Source organism: Nocardiopsis dassonvillei subsp. dassonvillei DSM 43111, from assembly GCF_000092985.1.
Taxonomy (GTDB): domain Bacteria; phylum Actinomycetota; class Actinomycetes; order Streptosporangiales; family Streptosporangiaceae; genus Nocardiopsis; species Nocardiopsis dassonvillei.
In genome coordinates, this window is the sequence record NC_014210.1 from 1987187 (window position 1) to 2001280 (window position 14094).

A 14094-nucleotide genomic window follows, 5' to 3' on the forward strand; every position below is an offset into this window, starting at 1 on the left:
GGCATGTAGAGGCTCCCGCTCATGTCGCCATCGGTAAGGGACGGGCGCGAGGCCGGTCTTCGGACTTGCCGGGTCCTTCCTGGACGGAAGGCTCGGTTCACCGCAGCGGGCCTGTGCCGGAGTCTCACCGGGCTTCCCAGATTCTCCCCGCCGGCCGTCCCCACCGTTTCCGATGGCTGGGCCGTTGGGGCACCTCATGCCTGCCGCCACGATAGCGTCCGAGGAATGAAGGACGACAGCCGCCCTCCCGTCACCCACCACCGCCCGGATGCCGCTGCGCGGGGGAGTGGTGCACCCTCAACGGACGCCTGCGGCGCGGAGCCCCCTTCCGTCACCCGCCACCGCCCGGATGCCGCTGCGCGGGGGAGTGGTGCACCCTCAACGGACGCCTGCGGCGCGGAGCCTGCTTCCGTCACCCACCGTGCCGCTGCGCGGGAGGACGGGGTCTCCCCGCCCACCGGGCGCCGGATCACCGTCGTCGGCATCGGCGCGGACGGCTGGCCCGGCCTGCCCGAGCGGCTGCGCGCGCTCGTCCTGGCCGCCGACACGGTGCTCGGCGGGCGCAGGCACCTGGCGATGCTCCCCGACCGGCCCCGGCAGCGCCGCCTGGCCTGGCCCTCACCCCTGCGCGAGGGCCTGCCGCCTCTGCTGGCCTCGCTCGACGCCGCCTCCGCCGACCCAGCTTCCGCCGACAGCGCCTCCCCTGACGGCCCCTCCACCGTGGCGCTGGCCTCCGGCGACCCCCTGGTGTCCGGCATCGCCACCACCCTGATCGACCTGCTGGGCGCGGACGCCGTGCGGGTGGAACCCGCCGTCTCCTCGGTCGCCCTGGCCCGCGCCCGCATGGGCTGGCCCGCCGAACGCTGCGCGGTGGTGGGCCTGGTCGGCCGCGACCCCCGCCTGCTGCTGCGCCAGCTCGCCCCCGGCCACCGCGTCCTGGTGCTCTCCTCCGACGGCGCCACCCCCGCCGCGGTCGCCGCCCTGCTGGTCGGCGCGGGCTACGGCGCCAGCCGGATGACCGTGCTGGGCGACCTGGGCGCGGACTCCGAGTCGCGCCTGGAGACCACCGCCGACCACTGGCTCGCGTCACCTCCCGGCACGGTGCCCCCGCTGCACGTGCTGGCCCTGGAACTCCTGGGCCCGCCCGGCCACGGCCTGGTCGCGGGGCTGCCCGACGACGCCTTCGAACACGACGGGCAGCTCACCAAGCGCGACCTGCGCGCCTCGGCGCTGGCCCGCCTGGCCCCCTCGCCGGGCCAGCACCTGTGGGACGTGGGCGCTGGCGCGGGCTCGGTGGGCATCGAGTGGATGCGCGCCCACCCCTCCTGCACCGCCACGGCGGTGGAGGCCCACCCCGAACGGGCCGCGCGGATCGGCCGCAACGCGGGCCGCCTCGGCGTTCCCGGCCTGGACGTGGTCACCGGCCGCGCGCCGGACGCGCTGGCCGGGCTGCCCGCGCCCGACGCGGTGTTCGTCGGCGGCGGCGCGACCCGGCCGGGCGTGCTCGACGCCTGCCTGGGGGCGCTGCGGCCGGGAGGGCGGATCGTGGTGCACGGGGTGACGCTGGAGACCGAGCACCTGCTCGCCGACGCCCACCGGCGCCACGGGGGCGAGCTGACCCGGATCGCCGTCGAGACCACCGCGCCCATCGGCGGGTTCACCGGCTGGACGCCCGCCCGCACGGTCACCCAGTGGTGTCTGGCGGTGCTGCCCTGACCCTCCGCTGCGCTGCTTCGCGCCCAGGCGCCGGAGGCACGGGAGCCCTCGACCCCCACGCACGCCCCTCCCTCCACGCGAACCCGCCCGCGGAGCCTCCGGAACCCCTTCGGGGCCCTCCCTACCCGCTGGCCCGCGGCCGGGCCGGGTCGTAGAGGTAGGACTCACCGCCCGCCCCGGGATCGAGCGCCCGCCCCACCAGGATCACCGCCGCCTGCCGGAACCCGGCCTCCTCCACCGCGTCGGCGACGGTGGAGACCGTGCCGCGCAGCACCGCCTCGCCCGGCTGGCTGGCCCGGTACACCACGACCACCGGGCAGTCGCCGCCGTACTCGGGTTCGATCTCGGCCATCAGCTCGCGCACCCGCCGGATCGCCAGGTGCAGCACCAGCGTGGCCCGGGTCGCGGCGAACGCGGCCAGCGACTCGGTCCCGGGCATGGCGGTCGAGCGGGCCCGCGTGCGGGTCAGCACCACAGACTGGGCCACCAGCGGCACGGTCAGCTCCCGTCCCGCCAGCGCCGAGGCGGCCGCGTACGCGGGCACCCCGGGCGTGACGTCCCACGGAACGCCGTGCGCGTCGAGCCTGCGGGTCTGCTCGGCCAGCGCCGAGTACAGCGACGGGTCGCCGGAGGTGAGCCGTACGACGTCGCGGCCCGCCGTGTGCGCGCGGACCAGGTGGTCGGTGATGCGGTCCAGGTCCAGGCCCTGGGTGTCCACCAGTTCGGCGCCGGGCGCGCAGTGCGTCAGGACCTGCGGGTCCAGGTAGGTGCCGGGGTAGAGGACCACGTCGGCCCCGGCGAGCATGCGTGTGGCGCGCACGGTCAGCAGGTCGGCGGCTCCGGGCCCCGCGCCCACGAAGTGCACGGTCACGGCTTCACCCACCTGGGGGTCCACACGCGGCCCGCCCCGGTGACCCGGGTTCCGGACGCGCCGACGATGAGCAGGCAGCGCATGTCCACGGCGGCGGGGTCGAGTTCGCCCAGGGTGGTCACCGTCAGGGACTCGCCTTCGCGGCCCACGTCGCGGCCGACGACGACCACGGTGTCGGGTTTGCGGTGCTCCAGCAGGATCCGGCGCGCGGTGACGATCTGCTCGGTCCGGGACCGGGAGGCGGGGTTGTAGACGGCCAGCGCCAGGTCGGCCTCGGCGACGGCGCGCAGACGCCGCTCGACCACCTCCCACGGCTTGAGGCGGTCCGACAGGCTCATCACCGCGAAGTCGCCGCCCACGGGGGCGCCCGCGCGGGCCGCGACCGCCTGGACGGCGCTGACCCCGGGCAGCACCCGGACGGGCACGTCCCGGTAGGCGGGGTCCTCGGCCGCCTCGAACACGGCGGTGGCCATGCCGAAGACCCCGGCGTCCCCGCCGGAGACCACGGCCACGCGTTCGCCGCGCCCGGCCAGGTCGAGGGCGAACCGGGCGCGCTGGAGTTCGACGGTGTTGCCGGAGGCGTGCCGGGTGAGCCCGGGGCGCTGCGGTACCCGGTTGACGTAGGGGCCGTAGCCCACCACGTGGTCCACCTCGGCCAGCGCCGCGCTCGCCTCGGGGGTGAGCCAGTCCTCGGGGCCCGGGCCCAGGCCCACGACCAGCAGTTCGGCCGCCGGTCCGGTGGTCGCGGACGCCGTGTCCGCCGCCGGTACGGCGGAACCGGGCCCCTCTTGGGTCGCCTGTGCCGTCTGCTCCGTCTGTGCCGTCTGCGTCCGCGCGGCCTCGCCGACCTTGCGGGAGCGCGGCCCGTTGCGGCTGTCCCCGGTCACCAGCACCAGGGAGAAGTAGGGCACCGTCGCCGGGTCCACCTCGGCCACCGGCAGCCGCCGCTCCCCGCCCATCGAGGCCCGCTCCACGTACACCGCGTGTTCCAGCCGCCCGGCCGCGGCCAGGGCGCGGCGCACGGCCGGGAAGGTCCGGCCCAGTTTCATGACCACGGCCGCGTCGGTGTCGGCCAGGCGGCGGGCCAGTTCCGGTTCGGGCAGGGTGCCGGGCAGCACGGTGAGCACGTCGGTCTGCCGGGCCAGCGGGGCGGCCGCGGCGGCCGTGGCGGCGGCGAACGCCGGGACGCCCGGCACGATCTCGGTGGGGTAGCGCTCGGACAGCCGGTCGTGCATGTACATGTACGACCCGTAGAACAGCGGATCGCCCTCGGAGAGCAGGACGACGTCGCGCCCGGCGTCCAGGTGGACGGCCAGCCGGGCGGCGGACTCCTCGTAGAAGTCGGCCAACGCCCCCGCGTAGCCGCCCGGGTGGTCGGTCGCCCCGGTGGTCACCGGATAGGTCAACCGCTCCTCGACCACCCCGTCCGGGATCAGCGCGTCGGCGATGCGGCGGGCGTTGGACTCCTTGCCCACACCCGCGTGGTAGGCGACGACGTCGGCCGCGGCGATGAGCCTGGCCGCCTTGAGGGTGATCAGCTCGGGGTCGCCCGGGCCGACGCCGACGCCGTGGAAACGGCCGGTCACTCTTCCTCCTTGGCGAGTGCGTTGAGGGCCGAGGAGGTCATCGCCGAACCCCCGCGTCGGCCGCGCGCGGTCACGTAGGGGACGTCGACGCCGTGCCGGTCGCGCAGCTCGGTCAACGCCTGCTTGGACTCGGCGGCGCCGATGAAGCCGACCGGGCAGCCGACGATCGCGGCGGGTCGAGGGGCGCCGTCGATCAGCATCTCCAGAAGGTGGAACAGGGCGGTGGGCGCGTTGCCGACGGCGACCACGGCGCCGCCGAGCAGCGGCTCCCACAGCGACACCGCGGCGGCCGTGCGGGTGGTGCCCCACTCCCGGGCCAGGCCGGGCACCCGCTCGTCACCCAGGAGGCAGAGCACCTCGTTGTCGCTGGGCAGGCGGCTCGCGGTCACGCCGGAGGCCACCATGCGCGCGTCGCACAGGATCGGCGCACCGGCCCGGAGGGCGGCGCGCGCCGCGGGGACCAGGTCGGGGTGGACGACGAGGTCGTCGGCGAGGTCGACCTGGCCGGTGCCGTGGATCATCCGCACGGCGAGCCGCTCGGCGTTGGCGGGCAGGTGGTCGAGCCGGGCCTCGCGCCGGATGGTGGCGAAGGAGTCGGCGTAGATGGCGGGCCCGTCGTCGACGTACTCGTAGTGCCGGTTCGGTCTTCTCGGGGAGGTCACCGCGCCTCCCCGGGGACGTGGTCGGGCTGTCCGGGGATGTGCTTGTCAGCCGGGACCGGCCTGTCGGGGCCGGGTCCGTGTTCCTCGGGGGCGAGCCTGTGCCGCCCGGACACGGTCCCGTGTCCTGCGGGGACGAGGACGGCGCGCCACGGCGTGACGACGAGTTCGCCGGATCCGGCCTCGACGGCTTCGGCGGCGAGCGCGTCGGCGGCGGCCCGGTCCAGGCCCTCCTCGGGCACGGGGACGTGCCGTCCGATCCCGGGCACCGGGCCGTGCGGCAGCGGCGGCGCGGGCTCGGGCAGCCCCGGGACGGGCGGCGCCGGGTCGGTCAGGGGCGAGGGGAGTTCGGCCACGTGCCAGGGGGCGTCGGGGCCGTCGCCGCGCAGCTCCAGGAACCGGTCGGCGAGGCGCACGAGCGCGGCCGGGGCCTCCTCCAGCGGTGTCAGCGGGCCCCAGTGCTCCCCGACCCTGAGCTGGGCGGTACGCGCGTCGAGGGCGACCGCCCCCAGGTCGCAGGAGCGCTCCAGCAGGTCGCCGCTTCCGTCGTCCAGGACGAAGAGGAATCGGCCGGGCAGGGCGGCGCGGCGCGGTTCGGCGCACAGCAGCCCGTCCAGCTCGGCGGCCACGGGCCGCAGGTCCGCTCTTCCAGCCCCGAGCCCCGTGCGGGGGGAGACCATGATGTTGCGGACCAGCTCGTGGGAGGGCGAGGGCAGCAGGCCGGTTTCCTCCAGGGCCCGGAGCACCTCGGGGGACAGCCGCCCCCCGCTTCCGGGCAGGGCGCGCAGCTGCACGTTGGCCCGCCCGGTGACGTGGATCCGGCCGTCGCCGTACTCCCGGGCCACGGCGGCCAGGGCGCGCAGCGAACGGACGGGAAGCCTGCCGCCGACGAGCCGGAGCCGTACCAGCAGCCCGTCGTCGGCGGGCCAGGGCCGCAGGGCGCCCGGGCAGCGGTCGCGCCGGGCGCGGACGGTGGGGGATGGGGATGGGGAGCCCATCGGGGACATGCGCGTCCTTCTGGTCAGGGACCCGTTCGCGGGGTCCTCGGTTGACCTGGCGGCCCGTCACCGCCAGCGCCAGCAGGTCTTCGGACTCGGGATCGACCGGTGCGGAGCGCCTTCCCGGAGCGTGCGCTCCAGTGGCTGTCCCGGGGAACCGCGTCCCCGGGGCGTGCCCGCCCGTCACCCTCACCGCTGCGCGTCAGCCCCGGATTCGCACCGGGTTCCCTGCCCCACGAGGTGGAGTTCGACTGGCTCGACGAGGGTACCGTTCCCCTCCCGGGCCAGGTCCGGGGGCCTTCCCCCGACGCGGTCCCGGCGTGGCCCCGTCGCGGTCCCGGTGTGGCCCCGGCATGGTCCCGGCGTGGCCGGAGGCGGCCAGTCGCGGGCAGGAGAGCGCGGCCGGCACCGTACGACACAACCGGCCGATACGGTACGTACCGCGTATTCCTCGCACGGTCCGCGCCGCCGTGCCCTCACCCCCGGGAGCCGATGGATGTACACGGTCCGAATCTCGCAGACCGACCCCTACGCCTTCCCCAGTCTGGGCGCGGCGCTGCGGGCCCCGATGTACGCGGGAAGTGACCTGTACCTGCACGTCGAGCCGGGCCACTACACCGAACCCCAGGTGGTCGGCGTGAACCGGCACGTCATCGTGGTTCCCCTCCAGGGCCCCGGCACCGTGACGGTCGCGGCGGGCGACACGAACGTGTTCAACGTGCACAAGGGGCGGCTGGAACTGCACGGTGTGCACGTGCGCAACGCCTCAGCCGAGTACCCGCCCGTGTACGTGCACCCCGAAGCCTTCCTGAAGGCCGTCGACTGCGCCTTCTCCGCGAGTACGCAAGTGAACGTGAAGAACACCGAAGCCGAGTTCACCAACTGCGGGTTCGCGGGCGGCGGACTCTACATGGACGGCTCCACGGGCAAGGTGGACGGCTGCCGTTTCACCGACGCCGTGCTCGTCGTCGAGGGCCCGGGCTCCCCCGAGATCCGCCGGACCACCTTCACCGGGGGCCACGACACATGGCACACCCTGCACATCTCCAAGGCCTCGCCCACGGTCACCGACTGCGTCCTGACCGACTGCGGAGGGGAGAGGACCCAAGCGGTCCACGTGCGGGACTCCGCCGCTCCGAAGTTCACCAACCTGACGATCACCGGGGACCGGGGCTGGCCGGTACGGGTGACCGGACGCTCCAGGGCGGAGTTCGACCGCCTCAGGGTGGACGGCGGCCGTGCCGGAGGCGACTCCGTGTACGCCTGGGACGACTCCGAGATGACCATCACCCACGGCCGCATCACCAACGCCAGGGCCAGTGCCCTGGCGACCGTCGGGGGCGCGTTGACCGTCCGGGACCTGGTCATCGAGGACGCTGCCCGGACAGGCCTCCACGGGGAGGGGGCCAGGGTCAGCGGTGAGGGGCTGTCCCTGACCCGTGTCGGTGGGAACGGGGTCTACGTCGAGGAGTGCCGGACGACGCTCTCCGACGTCGAACTGCGTGACAGCCCCCAGGAGGCACGGGAGAAGTGGAGCGTGTTCGCCGCGCAGAAGGGGCGGTTCGAGGTCACCGGGTTGCGCGCCTCGAAGTCGCCGACGATGGTGCACATCGTCGACGCGCGGGGAAGCCTGACCGATCTGACCGGGGACGACGTCGAGGGTGGCCTCCTCGTCAGGCAGGACAGCACGGTCACGGTCAGCGCGGCGACGGTCACCAACAGCAGTCTCAACGCGCTGACCGTCAACGAAGGGTCCGAGGTCGAGGTCGACAGGATCCAGATCTCGGACTGTTCCCTGCACGGTGTCTACGCGGGGGGCGAGTCGCGGCTGGTCCTGCGCTCGTCGACGGTGAGCGGGTGCGCGTCGGCCGGAGTCGGCGTGGAGAACGGGGCCGTGGTCACGTTGGAGGACACCGTGGTCCGGGACGGGGACAGCTCCGGGCTGGCCGTGTACGGCACCAGCAGGGTGCGCCTGGTGGGGTGCACGATCTCCGGCAACGCCGCTGAGGGGGTGGACGCCGAGGACACCGCCACCGTGCAGACCGAGGACACCGAGATCACCGGGAACGGGGGCGGTGACCGGGTCCAGGCGCGGGCCGCGACCGGCAGCGGCGGCGCGGCCGTGCCGGACGCGCCCGAGGGGGAGGTGCGGCCGCTGGAGGAACTGCTGGCCGAACTGGACGCCATGGTGGGCCTGGACGGGGTGAAGAAGGAGGTCCGCGCCCTCGTCAACTTCCAGCAGGTCAGCGTCAAGCGTGCGGCGGCGGGGCTGCCCGCGCTCAACGTCAGCCGCCACCTCGTCTTCTCCGGGCCGCCCGGAACCGGCAAGACCACCGTGGCCCGGCTCTACGGGCGGATCCTGCGCTCCCTGGGCGTGCTGGGGAGCGGCCAGTTCGTGGAGGCCGCCCGCCCCGACCTCGTGGCCGAGCACCTGGGCGGCACCAGCACCAAGGTCACCGAGGTGGTCGAGCGGGCCCGGGGCGGTGTGCTGTTCGTCGACGAGGCGTACGCGCTGTCCCGCAAGTTCGGCAGCGGATCGGACTTCGGCCAGGAGGCCATCGACACCCTCATCAAACTCATGGAGGACCTGCGCGAGGAGGTCGTCGTCATCTTCGCCGGGTACTCCAGTGAGATGCGCGGCTTCCTCGACGCCAACCCCGGGCTGCGGTCGAGGGTCGCCCGCACCGTCGAGTTCGAGAACTACTCGCCCGAACAGCTCACGACCATCTTCACGGGGATGGCGGACAGGCAGGGCTACACGCTGGGGGAGGGCACCCGGGAGCTGCTCATCCGGCACTTCCAGGCGCAGAAGCGCGACGAGACCTTCGGCAACGGGCGCGAGGCGCGCCGCGTGTTCGAGGAGACCGTCCAGACCCAGGCGACCCGGATCGTCGACGGCGACTTCGGTTCGGCGCGGGACCTGTCACTGATCCTGCCGGAGGACCTCGCCGACGTCGTGGACGGCGGGCTCTCCGCCAGGGTCGCGGAGGGGCCCAGGGACGCCGGTCAGGTCGAGGAGCTGATGCGCCGCCTGGACGCCATGGTGGGCCTGGCGGCGGTGAAGCGGGAGGTGGCCGACCTGGTGAACCTGATCTCGGCCGGACGCCGGCGGCAGGCGGCCGGGCTGGAGGCCCCGCTGCCCTCGCGGCACCTGGTCTTCGCCGGGCCCCCGGGGACGGGCAAGACCACGGTCGCGCGGGTCTACGGGGAACTGCTGGCCGCCCTGGGGGTGCTCGCCCAGGGGCAGGTGGTGGAGGCCAGCCGGGCGGACCTGGTGGGCTCGTACGTGGGCCACACCGCCCAGCGCACGCGTGACGTGTTCGACCGGGCGCGCGGAGGCGTGCTGTTCATCGACGAGGCGTACGCGCTCGCCCGGCCGGGCGGCAGCGGCTCCGACTTCGGCCAGGAGGCCGTCGACACGCTCCTGAAGCTGATGGAGGACCACCGCGACGAGGTGGTGGTGATCGCCGCCGGTTACACCGGGGAGATGCGCGAGTTCATGGCGAGCAACCCGGGGCTGGAGTCGCGGTTCTCCGGGACGGTGGAGTTCGCCCCCTACGACGCGGACGAGCTGGTGCGGATCTTCGTCGGGATGGCCGAGGGCAGCGACTTCCTGGTGCCCGAGGAGACGCGCGGGGCGCTGGGCGCGTTGGTGGTCGAGCGGGCCGGGGTGTTCGGGGACGGCAACGGGCGCGAGGTCCGCAAGCTGTTCGAGGAGAGCGTGATCCGCCAGTCGCGGCGGATCGAGACGGCGGCCCTGGCGGGGGAGGTCCCCGGGGTGGCGGAGCTGCAGACCCTGCGCCCCGAGGACGTCGTGGGAGCTCCGTAGACCTCATGGGGGGGCGACGGTTCCCCACGCGGAGCGGTGGGTTCCGCGGCCTTGGGAACACGGCCCGCCCCCGGACGCGCAGGTGGGGCGACGACGCGCGTTCGCGGGCCCGGCCCCGGTTCGTGTTCGGGCGGAACAGCGGTGGTGACGGCGGGCGTGGAGTGTTTCGAGGGTTTTGCGGGGATTTTAAGGTTTCTTGTTTCGGGCAGGGGACGGGGAGAGGGGCGGTTCGCAGGCCAGTACGCCGCTCCTCACGGGAACCACCGAAGGAGGAAGAGCATGAGCGCCACTGAGAAGGGCCGCAGCCAGGCCGAGATGGTCAAGGGCAAGGCCAAGGAGACCACCGGCAAGGCCACCGGCAACGACCGCATGAAGAACGAGGGTCGCGCCGAGATGGCCAAGGGGCGCCTGCGCCAGGGCAAGGAGGACCTGAAGAAGGGCCGGTAGGTGCCGCCTTCGCGGACGCTCGCGGACGGCCCCCCGCCAGCGGGCGCCTCCCGACCGGCCGGCCGGACGGGGCGGGCCGCGAGCCCCGGTCCCGCCGTGGCCGCCGACCTGACCGCCTTCGCGTCCGAGGGGAGCGGAGCACGTGCCCCGCACGTGCTCCGCTCCCCTTTCGCGTGGCCGCCCCGGGCGGGGCTCACGTCGTGGAGCGCTCCTGCTCCGGTTCGAGGCGGCGGATGCCGAAACCCCGGGTCAGCGGCGCGAGGAAGGCGATCAGGGCGGAGAACAGGAAACCGCTCCAGTTGAACACCGCCCACGGCAGGAACTCGAAGTTGGCCACGCCCAGGGTGGTGGCGAAGAAGACGCCCGACACCGTCCAGGGCATCAGCACCTCGGTGATCGTGACCGAGTCCTCCATGCTGCGCGACAGGTTGACCGGGTGCAGGTTCCTGGCCCGGTAGGCGTCGCCGTAGACGTCCTTGACCAGGAAGAAGGACACCAGCGCGTTGGAGGTGCCGTTGATGATGGTGAAGCCGGAGAGCAGGGTGGTGAGGATGAGGCTTCCTGTGGACCGCAGCCTGGCGATGAGCCCCTCCAGCAGGACCCGCAGCACGCCCGACTTCTCCAGCGCCGAGGCGAAGAAGAAGGCGCAGAAGACGAAGAACGCCGAGTTGTACATCGAGTACAGCCCGCCCCGGTTCACCAGCTCGGCCAGGACGTCGGAGACCCCGTCCCCCTGCGGCAGCATGTCGGTGGTGAAGCCGGAGACGACCGCGGCGAACAGGTCGCCCACGCTCGCCCCCTGGACCAGCAGCGCGATCAGCAGCGCCGTCATGGACGACGCGAACAGCACGACCAGCGGAGGCTTGCGCATGATCGACCCGGCGAGCACGACCACCGCCGGGATCAGCAGCAGCGGGTTGAGGGTGAACAGCTCGTTCAGTTCGGTGACGACCTCGTCGATACCGCCCAGACCGGCGGACGAGGTGGTGATGGTGGTGCCCGCGAGCAGGAAGACGACGGCGGCCAGCACCGACGAGGGCACGGCCGTGTAGAGCATGTGCCGGATGTGCTCGTAGAGGTTGGCGCCCGCCGCGAGCGAGCTCATGTTGGTGGTGTCCGACAGCGGCGAGAGCTTGTCCCCGAAGTAGGCGCCGGACACGACCGCGCCCGCCGTGATCGCCAGCGACACGTCCATCGTCTGGGCCACCCCGATCAGGGCGACGCCGATCGTGCCGCCCGAGCCCCAGGAGGTGCCGGTGAAGGTGGAGACCAGCGCGGTGGCCAGGAAGGCCAGCACGTACAGGTAGGACGGGTTGATGAGCTCCAGGCCGTAGTAGACCATGAGGGGGATCGTCCCGGCGATCATCCACGAGCCGATGAGCATGCCGATGCTCAGCAGGATCAGGACCGCGGGCAGGGCGCTCCTGAGCTTGTCGCCCATGTTCGTCAGCACGTCGTCCCAGCGCACGCCGTGCCAGAGCGCGAAGAGGGCGAACACCACCCCCGCGAAGATGAGCATGAGCTCGGCGGGGTACTTCAGGACGCCGATGCCGCCGACCAGGATGGCGACGGTGATGACCACGGGGACGCACGCCGCCGCCACGCCGGGTCGGCGGACGTGTTCGTCCGGGGGGTTAGCCATCTACTTTCCTCTCGGTGATGACCGCTTTCGGTCCTCTACAGTGCGGTGAAGGCCCTTTCGAGATCCTCGATCTGGCTGTCGGCCCCCTCCAGGCCCACGGAGAGGCGGACCATTCCGGGGGAGAATCCCCTCTCCCGCAACGCCCCCTCGTTTCCGGGCCGGACGGGGGCGGTGACCAGGCTTTCGTAACCGCCCCAGCTCGCGCCGATCCGGAACAGCGAAAGACGGTTGATGAAGGCCGCGACCTTCTCGAAGGAACCGTCCTTCAGGTCGAAACTGAGCAGCCCGGAGAAACCGCTGAACTGGTCCTTGACCAGGGGGTCGTCGGGCCGGTGGTCGTGGTGGGGGTGGTGGATCGCCGCCACCTCGGGCCGGGTCGCCAGGTAGTCGATGACCCGCACGGCGCTGCGCTCGTGCTCGGCCATCCTGATCGGCAGCGTCCGCAGCCCGCGCAGCACCATCGACGCCTCGACGGCCGACATGACCGAACCCAGGAGCTGGAACCCCGTGTAGAAGAGGTCGCGCACGAAGGAGGCCGGGCCGATCACCGCCCCGCCCAGGACGTCGCTGTGACCGCCGATGTACTTGGTGCACGAGTGGATGACGATGTCCACCCCGGCCAGGATCGGCTTCTGGAAGAGCGGCGTGGACCAGGTGTTGTCCATCACGGTCCAGACGCCCCTGGCCCGTGCGGTCCGGGTGATCGCGGCCAGGTCCAGGACCTTCATCCGCATGGTCCCGGGGCTCTCGACGTAGACCAGCGCCGTGTTCTTGCGCAGGTGGGGCTCGATGTCGGACGTGCCGTCGGGCAGCACGGTGTGGTCGATGCCGAAACCGCGCAGGTGCTCGGCCATCTCCAGGGCCGGGCCGTAGGTGCTGTTGACGAAGAGGATGTGGTCCCCGCCGCGCAGCAGGCTCATCAGGACGGCGCTGATGGCCCCCATTCCGGAACCGAAGCACTTACAGGCCTCGCCGCGCTCCAGAAGGGCCAGCCTCTCCTCCAGAAAGGCCACCGTGGGATTGGCGCCGCGGCTGTAGACGTACCTCTCGTGTTCCTGTTCCTGCTCCTGGATGAACGCCTCGAACGAGGGTTTGGTGAAAATGCTGGTCTGGAAAACCGGAGGGGCGACCGCGCCGTGGACGTTCTCCGCCCCCTCCCACGCGCTCATGCAGATTTCCCTGTCGGACCTGTCCACCGTTGCCCTCCGGTCGGCTCGTGGGCGCGCTCGTGCGGGTGCGGTGGGGGGAGGTTTCCGACCCGCCGCCGCGCCCGCCGTCGCCGCCCGTGTGCGGGCGGTGCCCGCGCTCGTGTCGGTGCGGTCGGCGGTCGCCCGTGGCAGGCGACACCGCTCGCACGCGTGCTCACGGCAGGGCCGCGCGGTCGAGACGACGCGGGGCCCGTGCCGGTGCGGTCATCTTGTAGTACAAGCTGCTAAGTAGTCAATGGGGTGGTGCTGGTCAGCCCGCGGGTTCCGGTCTCTGTACGCTGGGGAGTCGGCACATCCCTCCAGCGAAGGACGAGGCGTACACGATGGGATCAGCGTCGCCGGGAACCCAGGGCGAAGGGCTCGCGGGCCGGTCCCAGCCGCGGCACGCCCGGCCGAACTCGCTGACCTCGCAGGTCGTCGCCTTCGTGGAGGAGCTGTGCGTGGGTCCCGACGCGCGGCCGGGCAGCCAGCTGCCCTCGGAGAAGGAACTCGCCGAACGCTTCGGCGTGAGCCGGGTCGTGCTGCGCGAGGCCCTGAGGACCCTGGAGGCCAAGGGCCTGATCCACCGCCGCCAGGGCAAACCCGCGGTCATCGCCTCGCCCAACGCCCTGCCGGTGGAGAACTTCGTGGCCCTGTCGGTGCTGCGCGACCGCCGGGCGCTGATGGAGTTCACCGAGATCCGCAAGGCGCTGGAGGTGCACGGCGCCCGGCTGGCCGCGCAGCGCATCGCCGGACCGGAGGAGGAGCAGACCCGCGAGGACATCGCCCGGGCCCGCCAGGCCATCGCCGACATGCGCGCCGCGCCCCTGGACGTGCCCAACCGCGTGCGCACCGACTTCGCCTTCCACCAGGCCCTGATCTCGGCCTCGGGCAACCGGAGCCTCACCCAGATCCTGGACGCGCTCGAACGGTCCCTGGCCGACAGCCGCGAGCAGAGCCACCGCCGGTTCCTGGCCACGGCGCAGGACCCGGCGGTGTCCGCGACCGAGCACGAGGAGGTGCTGGAGGCGGTGCTGAGCGGCGACCCCGCCCGCGCGGTGGCGGCGATGGAGGAGCACCTCCAGGTCACCCTGCGCGAGATCGAGACCCGCCCCAAGGCGGAGGGGACGCGGGAGGACCCGGCCTGACCGGCCGCCGG

Annotated in this window: 10 protein-coding genes and 2 riboswitches; of the genes, 4 read left to right on the forward strand and 6 right to left on the reverse strand. The window is 73.2% G+C overall.

Annotation, left to right across the window (positions count from 1 at the left end; all coding sequences use genetic code 11):
* Positions 1-33 precede the first annotated feature (33 nt).
* A riboswitch (cobalamin riboswitch) is annotated at positions 34-175 on the reverse strand.
* 50 nt (positions 176-225) lie between these two features.
* Positions 226-1716, forward strand: a complete 1491-nt coding sequence (locus tag NDAS_RS08060) for a bifunctional cobalt-precorrin-7 (C(5))-methyltransferase/cobalt-precorrin-6B (C(15))-methyltransferase (RefSeq protein ID WP_013152658.1) — start codon at positions 226-228, stop codon at positions 1714-1716.
* A 121-nt stretch (positions 1717-1837) separates the two neighbouring features.
* Here the strand turns inward: NDAS_RS08060 and cobM are convergent, their stop codons facing one another.
* The 4 genes from cobM to NDAS_RS08080 are packed head-to-tail and all read right to left on the reverse strand — an operon-like array spanning position 1838 to position 5839.
* Entirely contained in the window at positions 1838-2599 is a 762-nt protein-coding gene (gene cobM, locus NDAS_RS08065) for a precorrin-4 C(11)-methyltransferase (RefSeq protein ID WP_041553100.1), read from the reverse strand.
* Positions 2584-4173, reverse strand: a complete 1590-nt coding sequence (locus NDAS_RS08070; protein WP_013152660.1) for a precorrin-2 C(20)-methyltransferase — start codon at positions 4171-4173, stop codon at positions 2584-2586. Before NDAS_RS08070 ends, cobM begins: the two co-directional genes overlap by 16 nt.
* Positions 4170-4835: a precorrin-8X methylmutase gene (locus tag NDAS_RS08075; protein WP_013152661.1), complete on the reverse strand. Its 666-nt coding sequence runs from the start codon at positions 4833-4835 to the stop codon at positions 4170-4172. The genes NDAS_RS08070 and NDAS_RS08075 overlap by 4 nt, the downstream gene beginning before the upstream one ends.
* Positions 4832-5839: a nitrite reductase gene (locus tag NDAS_RS08080; RefSeq protein ID WP_013152662.1), complete on the reverse strand. Its 1008-nt coding sequence runs from the start codon at positions 5837-5839 to the stop codon at positions 4832-4834. The genes NDAS_RS08075 and NDAS_RS08080 overlap by 4 nt, the downstream gene beginning before the upstream one ends.
* Positions 5840-5893: 54 nt before the next feature.
* Positions 5894-6100: riboswitch (cobalamin riboswitch) on the reverse strand.
* A gap of 226 nt (positions 6101-6326) precedes the next feature.
* Here NDAS_RS08080 and NDAS_RS08085 point away from each other — a divergent pair.
* Together NDAS_RS08085 and NDAS_RS27880 are read left to right on the forward strand one after the other, a co-directional pair.
* Positions 6327-9659 carry an AAA family ATPase gene (locus NDAS_RS08085; protein ID WP_013152663.1) on the forward strand — a complete coding sequence of 1111 codons (3333 nt, stop codon included), beginning with the start codon at positions 6327-6329 and terminating at the stop codon, positions 9657-9659.
* A gap of 279 nt (positions 9660-9938) precedes the next feature.
* Positions 9939-10106 (forward strand): CsbD family protein, encoded by a 168-nt coding sequence (locus NDAS_RS27880; protein ID WP_013152664.1) that lies wholly within the window; start codon positions 9939-9941, stop codon positions 10104-10106.
* A 193-nt stretch (positions 10107-10299) separates the two neighbouring features.
* Here NDAS_RS27880 and nhaC read toward each other — a convergent pair whose 3' ends face one another.
* Together nhaC and NDAS_RS08095 are read right to left on the reverse strand one after the other, a co-directional pair.
* Positions 10300-11748: a Na+/H+ antiporter NhaC gene (gene nhaC, locus NDAS_RS08090; RefSeq protein WP_013152665.1), complete on the reverse strand. Its 1449-nt coding sequence runs from the start codon at positions 11746-11748 to the stop codon at positions 10300-10302.
* Positions 11749-11783: 35 nt separating this feature from the next.
* The gene (locus NDAS_RS08095; RefSeq protein ID WP_041552566.1) at positions 11784-12917 is read right to left on the reverse strand and encodes a trans-sulfuration enzyme family protein; all 1134 of its coding nucleotides are present in this window, start codon (positions 12915-12917) and stop codon (positions 11784-11786) included.
* Positions 12918-13279: 362 nt separating this feature from the next.
* On the opposite strand from NDAS_RS08095, the gene NDAS_RS08100 reads away from it, so the two are divergent.
* The gene (locus NDAS_RS08100; RefSeq protein ID WP_013152667.1) at positions 13280-14083 is read left to right on the forward strand and encodes a FadR/GntR family transcriptional regulator; all 804 of its coding nucleotides are present in this window, start codon (positions 13280-13282) and stop codon (positions 14081-14083) included.
* Positions 14084-14094 lie beyond the last annotated feature (11 nt).